Source organism: Xanthomonas sp. MLO165 (genome assembly GCF_018831305.1).
Classification (GTDB): Bacteria; Pseudomonadota; Gammaproteobacteria; order Xanthomonadales; family Xanthomonadaceae; genus Xanthomonas; species Xanthomonas arboricola.
This window is the reverse complement of record NZ_CP029263.1, coordinates 3,774,969-3,794,270: the sequence shown is the minus strand read 5'-3', so window position 1 is coordinate 3,794,270 and position 19,302 is coordinate 3,774,969. Positions and strand designations below refer to the sequence as shown.

General features: G+C 64.4%; 10 protein-coding genes and 1 riboswitch. Of the genes, 5 read left to right on the top strand and 5 right to left on the bottom strand.

Annotation, left to right across the window (positions count from 1 at the left end):
* Positions 1–4 precede the first annotated feature (4 nt).
* Both DGN21_RS15895 and DGN21_RS15890 read right to left on the bottom strand, forming a co-directional pair.
* Entirely contained in the window at positions 5–1,978 is a 1,974-nt protein-coding gene (locus tag DGN21_RS15895; RefSeq protein WP_126966879.1) for a prolyl oligopeptidase family serine peptidase, read from the bottom strand.
* Between the two features lie 304 nt (positions 1,979–2,282).
* Positions 2,283–5,054: a TonB-dependent receptor gene (locus DGN21_RS15890; RefSeq protein ID WP_160955120.1), complete on the bottom strand. Its 2,772-nt coding sequence runs from the start codon at positions 5,052–5,054 to the stop codon at positions 2,283–2,285.
* 432 nt (positions 5,055–5,486) lie between these two features.
* Positions 5,487–5,584, top strand: a riboswitch (TPP riboswitch).
* Between the two features lie 114 nt (positions 5,585–5,698).
* Here DGN21_RS15890 and thiC point away from each other — a divergent pair.
* From thiC to DGN21_RS15870, 4 genes are all read left to right on the top strand, one after another.
* Positions 5,699–7,576 carry a phosphomethylpyrimidine synthase ThiC gene (thiC, locus tag DGN21_RS15885; RefSeq protein ID WP_126966878.1) on the top strand — a complete coding sequence of 626 codons (1,878 nt, stop codon included), beginning with the start codon at positions 5,699–5,701 and terminating at the stop codon, positions 7,574–7,576.
* 424 nt (positions 7,577–8,000) lie between these two features.
* Positions 8,001–10,334: a winged helix-turn-helix domain-containing protein gene (locus DGN21_RS15880; protein WP_126966897.1), complete on the top strand. Its 2,334-nt coding sequence runs from the start codon at positions 8,001–8,003 to the stop codon at positions 10,332–10,334.
* Positions 10,335–10,444: 110 nt separating this feature from the next.
* Positions 10,445–11,338 (top strand): helix-turn-helix transcriptional regulator, encoded by an 894-nt coding sequence (locus DGN21_RS15875; protein ID WP_184577530.1) that lies wholly within the window; start codon positions 10,445–10,447, stop codon positions 11,336–11,338.
* A gap of 48 nt (positions 11,339–11,386) precedes the next feature.
* On the top strand, positions 11,387–14,230 hold the full coding sequence (locus DGN21_RS15870; RefSeq protein ID WP_024940092.1) for a TonB-dependent receptor: 2,844 nt from the start codon (positions 11,387–11,389) through the stop codon (positions 14,228–14,230).
* A 287-nt stretch (positions 14,231–14,517) separates the two neighbouring features.
* Here the strand turns inward: DGN21_RS15870 and DGN21_RS15865 are convergent, their stop codons facing one another.
* Entirely contained in the window at positions 14,518–15,666 is a 1,149-nt protein-coding gene (locus DGN21_RS15865; RefSeq protein WP_024940091.1) for an HDOD domain-containing protein, read from the bottom strand.
* Between the two features lie 113 nt (positions 15,667–15,779).
* Positions 15,780–16,316: an inorganic diphosphatase gene (gene ppa / locus DGN21_RS15860; RefSeq protein ID WP_005990841.1), complete on the bottom strand. Its 537-nt coding sequence runs from the start codon at positions 16,314–16,316 to the stop codon at positions 15,780–15,782.
* Positions 16,317–16,514: 198 nt separating this feature from the next.
* Here ppa and DGN21_RS15855 point away from each other — a divergent pair, with 198 nt between their 5' ends.
* Entirely contained in the window at positions 16,515–16,997 is a 483-nt protein-coding gene (locus DGN21_RS15855; protein ID WP_126966896.1) for a hypothetical protein, read from the top strand.
* Between the two features lie 273 nt (positions 16,998–17,270).
* On the opposite strand, the gene DGN21_RS15850 is transcribed toward DGN21_RS15855, so the two are convergent.
* Positions 17,271–19,298, bottom strand: a complete 2,028-nt coding sequence (locus DGN21_RS15850) for a sodium-translocating pyrophosphatase (RefSeq protein ID WP_046344188.1) — start codon at positions 19,296–19,298, stop codon at positions 17,271–17,273.
* Positions 19,299–19,302 lie beyond the last annotated feature (4 nt).

The window sequence follows — 19,302 nt, the reverse complement described above, 5'->3', positions numbered from 1 at the left end:
GTGGTCACTGCGGCGCGGCGGATACGGCACTGGACGTCGTCGCTGTGGTGGTGTCACCCAACTGCTCGGCAAGAAAGCGTTCGAGGGTGCGGTAAAAGGTGATCTGATTGGCTTCCTTGTAGAAACCGTGGCCTTCCTTGGCAACGGCCATCCACTGCGGCGCGTTGCCGCTGCGCGTCAATGCCGCGCGCAGGCTCTTGGCCTGTGCAAACGGGGCGCGTTCGTCCTCTTCGCCGTGCACGAGCAGCACCGGCACCTTGATGCGCTCGGCCAACATCACCGGGGAGTGCGCGGCCAGTTCGGCGGCATCACGGCCGATGGCGCGCTCCAGATAATTCAGGCCGTACTCGCTGCGATTGATGTCGCCCTTGCTGTACATCATCTGCAGATCGTAGATGCCGGCCACACCGACCGCGCAGCGGAACAACTCCGGCGCCTTGACCTGCACCATCATGGCGGCATACGCGCCGAAACTGGCGCCGTAGCTGCAGATGCGCGTCTGATCGGCCAGTCCCTGGCCCACTGCCCAGCGTACGCCGTCGATCAGATCGTCCTGGATGCGTTCGCCCCACTGGCGATACCCGGCGCGCTCGAACCGGTTGCCACGACCCAGGCCGCCGCGATAGTTGACCTGCAGCACCAGATACCCGCGGCTGGCCAGGAACTGGGCGTCGGTATCGAAGGCCCAGCCATCGCCATCTGCGTGCGGGCCGCCGTGCGGCAGCAGGACCATCGGCATGCGCACCCCGTTTGCGGCGTTGCCGGGAACGGTGAGCACGCCGTCCAGGGTCAAGCCGTCGCTGGCTTGAAAGGTCACCATGCGCCGCTCGCTCATCTGCGCCGCCTGCAATGCATTGCGTGCCTTGATGACGAGTTTGAGCGTATTGCTCGGCCGGTCGAAGATGTACCAGGCTCCGGCATCGCGGTCGCTGTAGGCCCTCAGCAGCAGGCCATTGCCGTCCTCGGTGAAATTGATGAAGTCCACGTACTGGCCGGCCAGGGTCTGGCTCAGGCTCCGGTGCAGTTGCGCTTCGGCGGTGTCCTGCTCGAAATAGCGCAGTGTCGGCCGTCCTGGCCCCAACCGTGCAGCAAACGGCGTTTGCGGCGCCGAACCCCACTGCAGGTCATCCACGCTGTAGAACGGGTCCGACGCAAGCACGCTGCGCTGCTGGCCATCGGGATCGGTGGCCACCAGGACTGCAGGGCCACCCGCGTCGCTGTACCAGCCATAGAGGCGGCCCGGCTGCCGCGCGAATGCGATCGGTCGCCAGCTGGCCTGGACCTGGGTCATTGGCGACCAGCCATTGCCCGAGCGGCGGAACAGCAACGGGTTATCGTTGTCGTCGGTGCCGTACGCGTAGTGCGCCACGCCATCGTGGTCGAGCACGAACCGCAGATCGGGGACGTCGATGTCGGCCATCAGGCGATGGGTGGTGGTGTTGGCGTCGACGTCGTAGAGCATCGAGTGGCGCGAGTCCAGTGACAGACGCCGCATGTAGAAGTGCCCGTTGCGGCGACTCGGCAGGCCCTCGATATAGCCGAATCCGCGCTCCAGGCCCGCATTGCGCGTGCTTTGCAGGTAGCCGTACACATAGCGCTGATTGCTGCCATCCAGATCGGTGGCGATGATCTCGCCCATCGGCACGGGTTCTTCCAGCGAGCCGAGTTTGCGCCCCTTGCCGATCACCAGCCGCCGGTCGCTGACCCAGGCAATGCGCACCGGCAATTCATAGCGCGGCAAGCGCAGCATCGTGGTGGATTGCATGCCGGCGATGCGGTAGACCACCAGCGCGTAGTTGCCATCGCCCAGATCCGCACTGACCGCCAGATGCTTTCCATCGGGTGACATCGCCGGCGAGGTGATCGGACCGGATTCGACGAATGCCTCGACAGGCGGCGCAGAGGCGGCCTGCGCGGTCCCTGAAAATATTCCCGTCAGCAGCACTGCCGCCCAGCCAAACCGGTGCATCCCCTGCATCTGCGTCGTCCATCCCCTGTTTCACAGAACGATAACGAACCGGCGACGGCTGTGGCAAGTAGGTCCAAAAAAAAAGCCGCCGAAGATCGGCGGCAGGGAGAGAGAGCGGGTTTCTTGTTGTAGTGACTGCAGGCTAGCGGGGTGATGTGCCGTGGAAATGTCCCTGCATGGCGCCGCTGGCGTGCTGCGTGCCAGGCGGCCGCCTGCGTGTCAGCCCTGGCACATGCACAACGACCTCCCGAGGGAGGCCGTTGTGACAACCGGCGTATCCAGCCAGCGGGCCCGGCGGCCCAAGGGCGCGCGATCAGAAGCGCTGGGTGTACTGCAGGTAGCTGTAGCGTCCCGGGATGGCATAGGCCGAATCGAACGAATTGGCAGAAGCGCTGAGCGCCACCGGCGGGTCGCGGTCGAAGACGTTGTTCAAACCCACGCGCACGGTTGCATTCCACGGCAGCTGGTAAGACACCTGCATGTCGTTGAACGCAGTCGCCGCGACGTGGCGATAGTTGCCGGTGTCGTCCAGCTCCGAGTCATAGTCCTTCATGCCCGAGTAGTACCGCACGGCCCAGTTGGCGGCCAGGTTGCCGTAGCTCCAGTCCAGGGTGAGCGTGCCGCGCGTGCGCCAGTTCGGGTTATCGGTGTGGTAGATGCCGTTGTAGCTTTCCCAGGCCGAATTGTCGTCCTGCTTCTGCTCGTTGACGGCCACGTAGGTCGAATCCAGCGTCAGCATGAACTGGCCGATCGCGGTCTGCGGCAGCTTGTAGCGCGCGGTGAAATCGTAGCCCTGCATGCGTTGCTCGCCGACGTTCACCGGCTGGATCACCAGGCCGGTGATGGCGCCGGTGGCATCGCGGGTGACCAGGTCGCAGAACGCCGAGACATTGAACTGATAACACTGCGACAGGATCTGGTTGGCGCTGAATTCGGTGATGGCGTCGGTGATCCTGATCTTCCACCAGTCCAGCGACACATCCAGGCCTTGCACCGAGGCGGGGCTGTAGACGAAACCGAGCGTGGCGTTCTTGGACTTTTCCGGCTGCAGGTTGGCGTTGCTGGTGTAGGTGAACGGATAGATGGTCTGGCCGGAGTTGCCGCTGGCGCTGTTGTACTCGGCCACGTAATTGGCCGGTACGCCGCCGGCCGCGCACGCGGCGGCAATCGCGCCGGTGTAGGAGGTGCTGTTGGTCGAGCAGGGATCGGAATAGGTATCGAAGCTGTCCGATGCGCCCAGGTACAGGTTTTCGATCGATGGCGCGCGGAAGCCGGTAGCGTAGTTGCCACGGATCAACAGGTCGGCGACCGGCTTCCACTTGAAACCGAATTTGCTGTTGGTGGTGCTGCCGAAGGTGTTGTAGTCCGAGTAACGCACGGCTGCGCTCAATTCCAGCAATTGCGCACCGGCCACATCCTTCAGCAGCGGAATCGCCACTTCGGTGTAGTAGTCGTTGAGCGTGTACGAGCCGGAGGTGGGCGTAAACGAATTGCCCGAGGTGTAGCCGGCCGAAATCAACGCATCCGGCGAGGAGAAGCCGCTTTCCTCGCGATGCTCGACGCCGGCGGCAAAGCTCATCCAGCCGGCAGGAAGCTCGAACAGATCGCCGGTGAGGTTGGCGGTGAAACTGCTGTTCTTGTACTGATAGGTGTTGTGCGCGGTGAACAGGATGTAGTCCAGCATCTCCTGAGTCACGCCACCGGCCGGCGACAGTGGGTTGAATGGCACGCAGCCGGCAATGACTGCGCCGCCGCTGTCCAGGCACGACAGGGTGCCATTGACGATGGCGGATGCGCCGAGCGCATTGCCCAGGTTGAGCAGATTGACGTCGCCGTACTGGGTTTCGGTCTGGTCGGTCTGATTGTGCGCAAAGCCCACATCCCAACTGAACTGCCTGTCCGCAAACTGGAAGTCGCCTTCCAGCCCGGTATACACGTGCGAGGTCTTGACGTCCTGCTGGTAGGTGCGCGCGAATTCGGTCAACCGATGCGACCAGCCCACATCGCGTCCGTCGCCGCCGTAGACGCTGTTGTACGGGTTGTAGTAGCTGTCGCCGCTCATCAGGATGCCGGTGTTGACCGAGGCCAGCGGAAAGCCGGCCAGCTGCTGCGACGATTGGCGGCGGTTATAGAGCCCATCGAACTTGAAGCGCACGTTGTCGGTGAGTGCGTAGTTGCCTTGCACGTACAAGGCATCGCGCTTCTGCGGCGTGACCAGGTAATTGTCCTTGGCGTAGTTGTAGCCGTAGTCGGAGGTATTGAAGGCGGTGTACTGGTCCAGACCGTAGCGCGGATAATTGCTGTCGCCGCTGGCGGTTGCGCTGCCGGGCAACACGGTCCAGGCACCGCTGTTGCCACCTGCACGCAGACGGCCACTTGCCGAGTAGCTGCTGTATGCCGACGACCCTGCGCCATACACCGGCTCGGCCGAGATCTCGCGGTCGCCTGCCATCACCGCATCTTCCTTGACGCTGGACAGCCCGATCACCAGGTTGCCACGCTCGCTGGTGGCACCCACGGTGGCATCGAACGAGGTGCGCTGACCGTCGCCCTGGCCGTACTGGCCGACGTAGGCATTGACTTCGGCACCATCGAAATCGCTGCGGGTGATGATGTTGACCACACCGGCGATGGCATCGGAGCCATAGATCGACGAGGCGCCGTCCTTGAGCACTTCCACCCGCTCCACGATGGCCGACGGGATGGTGTTGAGATCCACCGAGCCGGACAGGCCCGACACCCAGCGCCGTCCGTTGACCAGGACCAGGGTGCGCGAGGCACCCAGGTTGCGCAGGCTCACGGTGGCCGAGCCGTCGCCGCCGTTGTTGACGGTGGAGTTCATCGTTGCGCCATTGGAGGGGATGCGCTTGAGCACGTCGGCCACCGAGGTCAGGCCCTGCTTCTCGATGTCCTGACGCGTGAGCACAAGCACCGGTTGCGAATTTTCCACATCGACAGAGCGGATGCGCGAGCCGGTGACTTCGATCTTGTCCAGATTGGTCGGACTCTTGTCGGTCTGTTCCTGGGCAACGGCACTGGTGGTGATGCACAGGCCGATGGCGATCGCGAGCGAGCCCCGACGCAGGGTCGGGTGGAGCGTGGACATAGTCATGTGTACGGCGATTCCCGGTAGAGGAGGAACGACAGCGCGATCCCCGTTGGATGGCACCTGCGCATGTACGTCTTCATCGACACGACACGCAGGCTTAGCGGGAATTTAACGAGCGGGTGTCGCCACCGTTTTTCGCCAATCGGCGCCTTGTTGCGCTCCGTCGCGCACAGTGCGCGGGCGCGCCATGCAATGCCGTGGCGAGGCCGTGCATGTGCACCGCCGACCTGCGGTGGCAGGCGGAGACATATGTCGCTGTGGAAGGCGAGGCTACTGCTGCACGCTCTGCCAGGTGGGCAGCGTTCGCTGCCCAGAACGGCATGCGCCGCTGGCGCAGTCGGTGCGGGCGCGTTGCCGACGCCCCGCGATATTTTTTTCAGCCGCGCAGGGTGCGATGTGGTTTAATCGCCGCCGAAGTGGGGGTACCGCAGTGCGCTGCGGTTGAGATAGTCCCTTCGAACCTGATCCGGCTGATACCGGCGTAGGGAAGCTTCGTTAGATGCGATGGTCCGTGCCTGTACGGGCGCATCGCCATTGAGCGCCGCCGCTTCGTCCGCCTGCGAATCCTTCGCAGGGCCAGCGCCGTGGGTGCTGGTCTTCCAGCACACAGGACGAACGCCATGAATGCCGCGCCGACCGTTTTGCAGCAACAAGCCCAGTCGCTGTCCGAGGCTGTGACCCAGCCGATTCCAGGCTCCCGCAAGATCTTCGTGCAGGGTTCGCGCGCCGACCTGCAGGTGCCGATGCGCGAGATTGCATTGACCCGCACACCAACCCTGTTCGGTGGCGAGGACAATGCGCCGCTCAGCGTCTACGACACCTCCGGGCCGTATACCGACCCGCATGCCGCGATCGATCTTGCCGTCGGTCTGGCGCCGCTGCGCGCGCGCTGGATCGCCGAGCGTGGCGATACCGTGGCACTGGATGGCCTGAGTTCCAGCTTCGGCCGCGGCCGCGAGCACGATGCGCGCCTGGATGCGGTGCGCTTTCCTGCGCGGCGCCTGCCACGCGTGGCGCGCGAGGGTGCCAATGTCACCCAGATGCATTACGCGCGGCGCGGCATCATCACCCCGGAAATGGAGTTCGTGGCGATCCGCGAAAACCAGCGCCTGGAAGCGGTGGCCGACGCGATGCTGCGCAAGCAGCATCCGGGCGAAGCCTTCGGTGCCGCGATCCAGCAACGCATCACACCGGAATTCGTGCGTGACGAAATCGCACGCGGCCGCGCGATCCTGCCCAACAACATCAATCACCCGGAAAGCGAGCCGATGATCATCGGTCGCAATTTCCTGACCAAGATCAACGCCAACATCGGCAACAGTGCGGTGTCGTCCGGCATTGCGGAAGAGGTCGAAAAGCTGGTGTGGTCGATCCGCTGGGGCGGCGACACGGTGATGGACCTGTCCACCGGCAAGCACATCCACGAAACGCGCGAATGGATCATCCGCAATTCGCCGGTGCCGATCGGCACGGTGCCGATCTATCAGGCGCTGGAAAAGGTCGACGGGCGTGCGGAAGAGCTTACCTGGAAGATCTTTCGCGACACCTTGATCGAGCAGGCCGAGCAGGGCGTGGATTACTTCACCATCCACGCCGGCGTGCTGCTGCGCTATGTGCCGCTGACGGCAAAGCGGGTCACCGGCATCGTCTCGCGCGGCGGCTCGATCCTGGCCAAGTGGTGCCTGGCCCATCACAAGGAAAACTTCCTCTACACGCACTTCGAAGACATCTGCCAGATCATGAAAGCCTATGACGTGGCGTTTTCGCTGGGCGATGGCCTGCGCCCGGGCTGCATTGCCGATGCCAACGATGCAGCCCAGTTCGGAGAGCTGGAAACGCTGGGCGAGTTGACCAGGATCGCCTGGAAGCACGATGTGCAGACCATGATCGAAGGTCCGGGGCACGTGCCGATGCAGCTGATCAAGGAAAACATGGACAAGCAGCTGCGCGAATGCGGCGAGGCGCCGTTCTATACCCTGGGGCCGCTGACCACCGATATCGCGCCCGGCTACGACCACATCACCAGCGCCATCGGTGCGGCGATGATCGGCTGGTTCGGTACTGCGATGCTTTGCTATGTCACGCCCAAGGAACATCTGGGCCTGCCCAACCGGCAGGACGTACGCGACGGCATCATGGCCTACAAGATCGCCGCACATGCTGCGGATCTGGCCAAGGGGCATCCCGGTGCGCAGGTGCGTGACAACGCCTTGAGCAAGGCGCGTTTCGAATTCCGGTGGGACGACCAGTTCCATCTCGGGCTGGATCCGGAAAAGGCCAGGGAGTTTCACGACGAAACCCTGCCCAAGGAGGCGCACAAGCTGGCGCACTTCTGCTCGATGTGCGGGCCGCATTTTTGCTCGATGAAGATCACCCAGGACGTGCGCGATTACGCGGCCGAGCACGGTATGGGCGAGGCGCATGCCTTGTCGGCGGGAATGGAAGAGAAGTCGGCGCAGTTTCTGGCGCAAGGCGCGCAGGTGTATCGCGCCACGTGACATGCGGCAGCATCGTCACGTTGCAGCAGACCGACTGGCTGCTTAGGAAAAATTCAGCTTCGGCTTAGTCAGATCGCAGCGCGGTACGCAAGTGCCGCGCGGTGACTGCGTTGCAAGCGGTTACAGCCCGCAAGCATTTCGCGGCATTTTCCTGAATCGCAGATAAAAAAATCGCGCCAGAGGCGCGAAGGGGACATCGTAATTATTTGAATTCGTCGGCGAGAGAGAGAGAGCCTGACGTCGCCACCTGTCGTAGGGAAGCAACGAGGCATAGAGTAAAATTTGCACCAAATGGATGCATGACACAGTTGGTTGTGGTCCTTTGCTGAATTTGGCGTTTCGCGCGAAGTGCGTGTTGCGTTCTTTGTAGTCCTTGCATGCCGATGCGTGTTTCTTGCCGATGAGTGTTACTCCCGCTAATGCCTTGCCATCGGGCCGGTTACGTGTCGGCCAATGCGTGGTCGACGTCGCCTCGCGCGAAGTGCATGCGCCCGGCGCCAAGCGCGCCGCGCGTCTGGCGCCGAAATCCCTGGCGGTATTGCTGACGCTGGCGCGGCAGCCGGGCCAGGTGGTGACGCGCGAGCAACTGCTGGCCGAGGTCTGGCCCGACACCTTGCCGACCAACGACGTGGTGACCCAGGCGGTCACGCAACTGCGCAAGGCATTGGCCAGCAACGGCAGCCAGCGCTTCGAGCATATCGAGACCATTGCCAAGACCGGCTATCGGCTGCTGGCCCCGGTTGCGTGGGAGCAGCCGTCGGACGGTCCGGCCGATGTTGCCGCGCCCGCGACGGCGGTGACTGCATCGGACAAGGAGCCCGGCGAGCGCAACCGCACCGCCGGCGTCACCGCGACTGCTGCAGTGGAGCGCAGCCCGGTCACCCGGCAGCCTCCAGCATCGGTTCCGCCTGCGTCGGCTGCAGTGCGGCAGCGCCGATGGATGGCCTTGGCAGTGGCCAGCGTGGCCTTATTGGTGGTGCTGGGACTGGCGGCGCGGACGCTGTGGATGCGCGCGCCGGATCGCGACGCGGCAGCGGCCTCGGCAGTGCTCGGCAGCCCCAAGCGCCCGTACCAGATCATCACCGCGGGCGGCGGATTCGATCTCATGCCCAGCCTGTCGCCGGACGGGGCGATGGTGGCCTATGCCTCGCTGACCAGCGATCGCGCAGGCACCTCGATCCTGGTCAAGACCACCAACAACGCCTACCCGCGCGTGCTGGACACGCCGGCGGCCGGTATTTCCGATCGGCTGCCGGCCTGGTCACCGGATGGGCGCGAGATCGCCTTCTCGCGGCAGGCGCCCGATGGCAGCTGCCGCATCATGATCGCTGCTGCCAACGGCCCGGCTGCCGCACGCGAGGTGGCGCGCTGCGATGGCGCGGACATGCTGAGTTTCAGTTGGTCGCCGGACGGCCGTGCCCTGCTGTTCGGCAGCATGACCGGCATGCACGGGTCGCCGCGCATGCGGCGGCTGGATCTGGAAACCGGCCAATGGCAGCCGCTGCGCTACAGCGCGCAACCGAGCGACTTCGACTACACGCCGCGCTATTCGCCCGACGGGCACTGGATCGTGTTTCTGCGCAATCCGCAGCTTGGCGATCTGTGGCGCATTCCGGCAAGCGGCGGAACCGCCGAGCGGCTGACCCACGACAACGCCGATATCCGTGGCTGGAGCTGGTTGCCCGACGGCAGCGGGCTGATCTTCGGGCGTCGTGTGGACAGCGAAGCGCGGCTCTACCGGCTCGATCTGGTCGACCGCAGCCTGCATGACTTCGGTGTGGACGATGCGCAGGCACCGGATGTGGCGCATGGTCATCTGGTCTTCGTGCAGCGCAAACCGCAATTTGGCGTGTATCAGGTCATTCACGACCCCATGAATGGCGGCTACATTCGCCGCCGGCTGTTTCCTTCCAGCGGGCGCGACGATCAGCCGATGATTGCGCCGGACGGGCGCCAGTTGATCTTTGCCTCCAATCGCTCCGGTGCGTACGGCCTGTGGTGGGGCGATGTCGGCAAGCCCGGCTCGGTGCGCCTGATCGAAGGCCTGCGGCCGGATGCGCGCCAGGCCGCCGACTGGTCGGCCGACTCGCAACACGTGCTGGTCAGCGGCAGCGATGCGCACGGGCATGCGGCACTGTTCGAAGTGACCCCGAGTACCGGCAAGGCGCTGCGGCTCCCGGTGCCGCAGCCGCGACCGTTGCAGGCGATCCATGTTCCCGATCCCGATCAGTTGTTGGTGGTGGCTGCCGCCGATGACGGGCGCACCTTTGCCACGCTCTACGACAGACGCAGTGCTCCATGGCGCGCGCTGGCGTCGCTGCAGGACGTCTCGCAGCTGCGGCTGGACCGCGCCAGCGGCCAGGTATTGCTGACGCGTCTGACCGGCGGCGGGCTATGGCAGGTCGCCCCGTCGCTGGCCGCCGACACCTTGCGACCGGTCGATCCGCAGCAGCCATCGCGCTGGCGCTATCGCAGCTGGGCTCCCGGCGCGCGCGGGCAATTGCATTACCTGTCGTCCACCGACGCCTGTGCCACCTATGACAGCGACCTGCGCGGCGGTGTCGGGCGCTGCATGGATGCGGCCAAGTACACCACCATCAATGGTTTCAGCGTGGATCAGCGCAGCGGCGCGTTGTATGTGGCATTGGCAGAAGAAGACGGCAGCTCGATTGCCTTCATGGCGTTGCCGGAGCGCCTGGCCACGCCGTTGGGTGTGATATCCAACCTGTTGATCGTGTTGAGGAAAATCGCTTCGTAAGTTCTTCGGAAAGACTTCGTGGCAATTTCGGCAGACCTTCGTCGGAACTTCCTGACTGACGCCAGATTCGGCAAAACACTACGCCCTCTTTTGTACAGGGGGCTGCCACCATGCAACAGGTCATCACCGCAGATCGCGGGCTCGCACTTTGCTTGGACGGTGCCAGCGAGCCGACGTCGACGACCTGTCTGGCGGTCTCCCGCCTGGGCAGCATCCGGACCGCCGCGGCCACGTTCACGCTGTGGGTGCAGTTGCGCGGCCGCGCCTGGGTGGAGTCAAAGGAAGGGCGCTTCCGTCTGCGCGCCGGCGACTGGATCGCCTTCGACAAGGAATCGCATCCCACCGTACAGGCCGACCGCAGCGCGCTCTGTGTCGGCGTCAGCCTCGATGGCGACAGTCTGCAGTCGCTGGCCGAGTTGACCGACGCCACGTTGTATCCGGGACGCAGCCAGCTGTCGCGTGGCGATCTGCGCATTGCATTGCGTCTGTGGCGTAACGCGGCTGCGCAGAGCGGCGGTGCATCGGCACGCCCGTTGTTGCTGCATCTGGCTGCGATGCAGCGCGACTTCATCGCGCAGGAGCAGCGCTGCCCTGGGCGTTCGCGCAGCCGTCGCCGTCAGGTCTTCGGTCGCATGCAACGCGCGCGGCTGTATCTGGAAGGCAACAGCGACCGCGTGGTGCGCATCGCTGAGCTGGCGCAGCTGACCAACTTCTCCAGCTGGTATGTGTCCAAGACGTTCCAGAGCCTGTACGAGGAAAGCCCGCAGGCCCTGTCGGCGCGCCTGCGCCTGGAACGCGCCTCCGATCTGCTGCGCGATACCTCGATGATGATCGGTGAGGTTGCGGCCGCAAGCGGGTTCGACAATTGCTGCAGCTTTGCGCGTGCATTTCGTGCGCGTTTCGGTGTCTCCGCATCGCATTACCGCGACCAAACGACAAATCCGCCAGATTCGGCACAGCCACGGAGCGTGACGCGCAAAGCGACGATGTTCACGCAATCGTAATTTGCACAGGGGCGCTTAACGCGCCACTAACGAACCCTGGAGAGATTGATGAACCTTCGCACCTCCGCAGTGCGGCTGGGCCTGTTGCCCGCCGGTATTGCGATCGCGTTGACGCCGGCATTTGCCGTCGCGCAAGAATCGACCACCACGCTGGACCGTATCGAGATCACCGGCTCGCGCATCCGCAGCGCCGATGTCGAGACCCAGCAGCCGATTTTGACGCTTGACCGTCAGGCACTGGAAAAGCAGGGTCTGACCTCCGTCGCCGACGTGCTGCAGAACCTGACCTCCGCTGGTTCGCCGGCGATCTCGCGCGCTGATGCGCTGTCGTCGGGCGAAGACGTCGGCGGTTACTACGTCGATCTGCGTAACCTCGGCGCGCAGCGTACGTTGGTGCTGGTGAACGGTAAGCGTCTGGGTGCATCGACCTCCGGTCTGCAGGATCTCAGCCAGATTCCGATGTCGGCAATCGAGCGTATCGAAGTGCTGAAGGATGGCGCCTCGTCCATCTACGGTTCCGATGCCATTGCCGGTGTGGTCAACGTCATCACCCGCAAGCGTTTCGACGGCGCTGAAGCCAGTGTGCAGTTCGGCCAGTTCGGTCAGGGCGACGGCGATACCACGCAGTACTCCTTCACTGTCGGTTCGCAGGGCGAGCGCGGCGGCGTGACGCTGTCGGCCGAGTACTCCAAGCAGGATCCGGTGTTCGCCAAGAACCGCTGGTTCAGCCGCGATGGCTCGCGTGGTCCCAACTCCACCCCGAACAGCTGGAGCCCGATCAGCCAGAACGGCTCGTGGTGCAATCCGCTGCAGGTCGACTGCGCAGATCCGGACACCGCGGTGTGGCAGACCCTCAATGCCGGTGGTAACCCGAACAACCCGGCCGACTATCACCCCATCACCCCGGCCGAGTACGCCAACTCGAACCAGCAGATGATGGTGCAGACCGGTATCGAGCGGAAGTCGGTGTTTGCCAACGTCAACTACGACGTTGCCGATGCCATCACCTTCAACGCCGACATCGCTTACAACGAGCGCACGACCGACGGACAGATCGCGGGTTATCCGTACCAGTCCGGTTCGTTCGGCACGCCGCTGGAAGCCGGCAGCGCGTTCAATCCGGTTGGCCAGGACGTCGATTTCCGTCGCCGCCTTTGGGAAGTGCCGCGCGCCACCGAAAACCAGCTCAAGACCCTGCGCTTTGCGCCGACCTTGAGCGGCTACTTCGATCTCGGTGGCAAGACCTGGGACTGGGACGTTGGCGCGTTGTGGAATCGCAACGAGAACACCAAGCGCAGCCGTGGCGACATGAGCCTGATCGCATCGCGTCAGGCACTGGGCCCGTCCTTCATCAACGGCCAGGGCGTTGCACAGTGCGGTACCGCTGCCAACCCGACCCCGCTGTCGGCGTGCCGTCCGTGGAACCCGTTGCTGCCGTACAACGTTGCAGGTCAGGGCTCGCTCGCCGATCCGGCGTTGCAGGAATTCCTGTTCCCCACCTTCACCGACACCGGCCTGACCAAGACCACCAGCTTCACTGCCAACCTGTCCGGTTCGATCGTTGAACTGCCGGCTGGCGACCTGGGCATTGCGGTCGGCTATGAACACCGCAAGGAAGAAGGTCGCTTCTCTCCTGACGCATTCGCGCAGTCGGGCGAGAGCACGGGCCTGGGTGCCAAGACCACGCAGGGCGAATACTCGCTGGACGAGGTCTACCTCGAATTGAATGTGCCGCTGCTGAGCGACGTCGCATTCGCCAAGGAACTGACCTTCAACGCTGCGACGCGTTACTCGGACTACAGCAACTTCGGCGACACGCTGAACTCCAAGTTCGGCCTGACCTGGCGTCCGCTGGAAGACCTGCTGGTGCGTGCGACCTATGCGGAAGGCTTCCGTGCGCCGACCATCAGCGATCTGTACGGCGGCCTGAGCAGCAGCTTCGAGGATTACATCGACCCCTGCGGCGTCGGTGCCCCGAACAGCGTCAACGGCAATGCGGCCTGCACCAATGCCGGCGTACCGTTGGGCTACACCCAGCTGGGTCAGGGCTTCGTGCCTTGCACGACCTACCCGTGCCAGACGCCTGACGAATTCGTCAGCGGTGCCAACCCGAACCTGAAGCCGGAAACCTCCACCAGCAAGACCGCTGGTCTGGTGTGGAGCCCGCGTTGGGTGCAGGGCCTGGATATCTCGCTGGATTGGTACCGCTACGAGATCAACGACATGATCATCGCCGATAGCGTCGACCGTATCCTGCGCGACTGCTACGTGCTGGGCAATTCGGAGCGCTGCGCAGGCGTGACGCGTGCAGCCGACGGCCATATCTCCTCGATGACCTACGGCGTGGCCAACCTCGGCCAGATGGAAACCGAAGGCTACGACCTGGGCGTGAAGTACCGTTTGCCGGAAACTGCAATCGGCTCTTTCACCCTGGATTGGCAGACCAGCTACGTCAGCAAGTACGACGAAGCCGGCCAGGACAGCGCGGGCAACGCCATCATGATCGGCCGCGTCGGCGAGCCGGGCATCTTCCGCGTGCGTTCCAACGTTGGCGTGAACTGGGCGCTGGGTGATTTCGGCGTCAACTACACCCTGCGTTACTACTCGGGCATGAAGGAAAGCTGCATCACGCTGGCCGAGGGCTATTGCGACGCCCCCGACCATTTCGCCAACGGCGAATCCGATCCGCTGCGCCACACCGGTTCCAACACCTTCCACGACCTGCAGGTCAACTGGAAGGCACCGTGGGACGCAACGATCGCACTCGGCGCGAACAACGTGTTCGATCACCGCGGTCCGCTGCAGTACTCGGCACCGAACAGCAGCTTTGCCTATTACGGCGGCTTCGAAATCGGTCGCTTCGTGTACATGAAGTACACCCAGCGTTTCTGATCCATCGACGCGCTGTAGCATGAGGGACGGGCCGCAAGGCCCGTCCTTTTTTTATGGTGAGGTGGATGCGATGCAGGCCTCTGCGGCCCTCATGATCAAAGCGACCGTGGCGACGGTCAGCCGACGCCACTGCCATCACTGATGACATCTGCACTGGTGTGGCGAGCCGCCGATCGGAAAGGAGGTGCCGGCTGCACTTCAGCGGCTGCGTTTCAGTGCGGCCTTGTTGCAGTGATGCGGCAAAAAAAACGCGGCTTTCGCCGCGTTTTTTTTCATTCACAGGCAGCTCAAGCCTCGGCAAGCCCCAGCAAGGTATCGGCCTGTTCGCGCCAGGTTGGCAGGCGGGCGAGCACGCCGACCTTGGACAGGTACTCTTCGTCCACGGTTTCGCCGCTGGCCAATGCGGTCGCCACATGCACCGCGCCGGTCACCCAGAAACTGCGCAGGCTGGAGCGCTGCGGGTGGCGATGGAAGGCCACCGCTTCGATGATCGGCATCGGCAGGCCCCACAGGCCGAGCAGGTAAGCACCGGCTTCGGTATGGCCCAGGCGGTCGTCGCCGCCTTCCAGCGGCGGTTCGCGCTCGTCGCGCACGCCGGGCAGCAACAAGCCGATATCGGCCAGCAGCGCGGCGGTGGAGCCCAGTTCTGCGCTGGTCGGCGGCAACACCTTGGCGGCCAGTCGCGAGGAGAGCAGGGCGCGGCGCTGCATCGCATTGCGCTCGGCCGGGGTCAGCGTCTGCACCGAGAACACTTCGCTGGCCAGGACCAGGTCGCGCAGCGTGGCCACGCCCAGGCGGGTCACTGCCGTGCGCAGATCGGTGATGCTGCGGCCGCCGGAGAAGAATGCGGAATTGCACAGCTGCAGCACCTTGGCGGCAATCGCCGGATCGCCGGCGATCAGCTTGGCGATATCGGCCGCGTCGGCGCCATCGTCTTCTTCCAGTGCATGCATCAGGCTCAGATACAGATGCGGCGGCGACGGCAGTTTTTCGATCCGGCCGATGGCGGCGCGCAAGCGCGGATTGCCGAGCAGATCGCGCAGTTCTTCCAGGCTGGTGATGGCTTCGAGCAGGACTTCCGGGGCCAGCGGCACCGGCAGAAAGCGGTGCGCCACGCCAATGATGCGAGCCGGCGGGGTGCGCTGACCATCCTGGGCATCGATCAGGGCGATGCGGATGGTGTCCGGGCGCAGCGTACGGATCTGCCCCAGCAACGTGGCGGACGTGAGATCGGGCAGGACGGGGGCGACGATGACCGCGTCGAACGGCGATAACGCGGCCGCCTCGATCGCCGAATTGCCGTCGGCCACCTGCTGCACCTGCCACTGATCACCCAGATCGGCGACATAGTCGCTCAATTCGGACGGAAGACTGGCTTCGTCCCCAACAAACAGAATACGCAAGACACTTCCCCAAGAGTCACCGGTGACAGACACCGGCCAAACGCTGTCGGCAATGTACCCAATCTGCCGCCGGCGGTCACCGGGATCACGCCGGAAGCGTGATCCCGATCGCCCCGCGGTTGCGGGGCTGCGTCACGGTCGTTGGATCAGGGTGCGTCGGAATTATAGCGTTCCACCGACTCCACCAGGATGCGCTTGGCCTCTGCCGCGCCGCCCCAGCCATCCAGCTTGACCCACTTGCCCTTCTCCAAGTCCTTGTAATGCTCGAAGAAATGGCCGATGCGCTCCATCCAGTGGCTGGACACCTGGTTGATGTCCTCGATATGCGCGTAGCCGGAGAAGATCTTCTCGATCGGCACCGCCAGGATCTTTTCGTCGCTGCCGGCCTCATCGCTCATGCGCAGTACGCCCACCGGACGGCAACGCACCACCGAGCCAGGCACCAGCGGCAGCGGCAGCACCACCAGCACGTCGGCCGGGTCGCCGTCGCCGCACAGGGTGTTGGGCACATAGCCGTAATTGCAGGGGTAACGCATCGGGGTGGACAGGATGCGGTCGACGAAGATCGCGCCGCTGGCCTTGTCCACCTCGTACTTGACCGGCTCCGAATCCTTCGGAATTTCGATGACGACGTTGATTTCTTCCGGCAGATTCTTGCCGGAGGTGACCAGTTCAAGACCCATGCGCGTAACTCCCGAGGCGTCATCTAGTGTGTGGAGCGCGATTCTACGCGTTCGGCTGTTGCGGTGCAGCGACACTGAATGGGCAATGTTCTGACCGCCGTGTGCGGCATAGCCCGCATTCATCCCGGGGAGCTCTCCGATCGTTGCGGCCCGCGGCGCGGCGCACGCTGCAGACTCATCCACTGCTCGGGAACTGCCATGTTCAAGCCTGTGCGTTTGCTCGTTGTGCTGCTGCTCTCCGGTGCCTGCCAGCTCGCCTCTGCGGCGACGCCGGCGCCGACCTTCGTCGATGCGGTGGACTGGCCCGCCAATGGCGAAGGCTGGGAGGCCTTTGTCGATCTGGAGCAGCGGCTGGAGCAGGATTTCGACAACATCTGCGGCGACACCTTTTGCGGCGGCGAGTTCAGCGACTACCACCCGCTGCGCTTGCGTTGCTCGGTGCACCGGGTTAGCGGCGTGGTGCGCAGCTGCATCTGGACCTTCGGGGCCAGCGAGGTCAGCGTCGACCCCGGCAGCGGGTACCTGCGCTCGGACAGTCGGGTCTGGCGCTGCACGGCGCCGCTGAAGGCAGGGACGCGTCTGGACGAGATGTACCGCACCCTGGCGGTGAACAATCCGCTGTTCGAGCCACTGCCCGGTGGGGCGCCACCGATCTATGACGGCTTGATCGGCTGCCTCTGAGGAACGCTTGCACCGCAAGCCGTGGCGCGGTGTGTTGCCCGGTGCAGCGATTGCATGCGGGCGCCGGACCTGCCCGGCGTCGGCACGTGCGAGCCGATGCGGCACGCGGGATCATTACCGCAGGCCTGTCGCGGGTCAGTAGCAGGCCGGCACGCGGCGCACACCGGCGCACGGCCCCGGGGTACGGCGCCTGGGCCCCGGAACGTGAGTCGGCACGTTCCGGGGCCGGCCTCCATCAGCTTCGATCGACCCGCGGCTTGCGAAAGGTCGGTCTCAAAGCAGCGGCACCAGCAGCAGGGCCACGATGTTGATGATCTTGATCAGCGGATTGATCGCCGGTCCGGCGGTGTCCTTGTACGGGTCGCCCACCGTGTCACCGGTGATGGCGGCCTTGTGCGCCTCGCTGCCCTTGCCGCCGAAATGGCCGTCTTCGATGTACTTCTTGGCGTTGTCCCAGGCCCCGCCGCCGGTGGTCATCGAAATCGCCACGAACAGGCCGGTCACGATCGTGCCGATCAACAGGCCGCCCAGGGCACGCGGGCCGAGCAGCAGCCCGACTACCACCGGCACCACCACCGGCAGCAGCGAAGGCAGGATCATTTCGCGGATCGCCGAGCGGGTCAGCATGTCGACTGCGCGGTCGTATTGGGGCTTGGCGGTGCCGGCCATGATCCCGGGAATCTCGCGGAACTGGCGACGCACTTCTTCGACCACGGCGCCTGCCGCGCGCCCCACTGCTTCCATCGCCATCGCGCCGAACAGATACGGGATCAAGCCGCCGATCAACAAGCCGATGATCACGCTGTGGTCGGACAGGTCGAAGGCGAAGACCTCGCCGGGATTGGCCGCCTGCAGGTTGTGCGTGTAGTCGGCAAACAGCACCAGCGCGGCCAGTGCGGCCGAGCCGATCGCATAGCCCTTGGTGACCGCCTTGGTGGTGTTGCCCACCGCATCCAGTGGGTCGGTGATGTTGCGCACCTCCGGCGGCAGCTCGGCCATCTCGGCGATGCCGCCGGCGTTGTCGGTGATGGGCCCGTACGCATCCAGTGCCACGATCATGCCGGCCATCGACAGCATTGCCGTCGCTGCGGTTGCAATGCCGTACAAACCGCCAAAATGAAACGCGCCCCAGATTGCCGCGCACACCGCGATGACCGGCAGCGCGGTGGATTTCATCGAGACGCCCAGGCCGGCAATGATGTTGGTGCCGTGGCCGGTGGTGCTTGCGGCGGCCACGTGCTGCACCGGCTTGTACTGGGTGCCGGTGTAGTACTCGGTGATCCAGACGATCAGGCCGGTAAGCACCAGGCCGATCAATGCGCAGGCGTATAAGGCCGTGGCGCCATGCGTGTTGTCGCGCATCAGCGACTGGGTGATCGGCCAGTAGGCGAGTGCGGCCAAGACGCCGGAAACAACCACGCCTTTGTAGAGCGCGCCCATGATCGAACCGCCCGCTTTGACCTTGACGAACGAGGCGCCCACGATCGACGCGATGATGGAGACGCCGCCCAGCACCAGCGGGTACAGCACCGCGTGCGGCCCGGTTTCACTCAACGTCAGGCTGCCGAGCAGCATCGTGGCGATCACGGTGACCGCATAGGTTTCGAACAGATCCGCCGCCATGCCGGCGCAGTCGCCAACGTTGTCGCCCACGTTGTCGGCGATCACCGCCGGATTGCGCGGGTCGTCCTCGGGGATGCCCGCTTCCACCTTGCCGACCAGGTCTGCGCCCACATCCGCACCCTTGGTGAAAATGCCGCCACCCAGGCGCGCGAAGATCGAAATCAGCGACGAACCGAATGCCAGCCCCACCAGCGCATGCAGGTTGCGCTCCAGCGGCAGGCCCATCGCTTGCAGCACCGCGTAATAGCCTGCTACCCCGAGCAATCCCAGCCCCACCACCAGCATGCCGGTGATGGCGCCACCACGGAACGCCACATCCATCGCACGGCCGATGCCATGGCGTGCGGCCTCGGCCGTGCGCACGTTGGCGCGTACCGACACGTTCATGCCGATATAGCCGGCCAACCCGGATAGCACCGCACCGATCGCAAACCCGATGGCGGTGTACCAACTCAGAAACAGCCCGACCAGGACGAACAGCACGCCGCCGGCAATCGAAATGGTGAGGTATTGCCGGTTGAGATACGCGCGTGCACCTTCCTGGATCGCGGCGGCGATCTCCTGCATGCGTGCGTTGCCGCTCGGCTGCGCGATCACCCAGCGTGCCGATACACCGCCATAGACGATTGCCAGGACCGCACATCCCAGCGCAAGTGGTAACCCGTAGTGTTCCAGCATGACC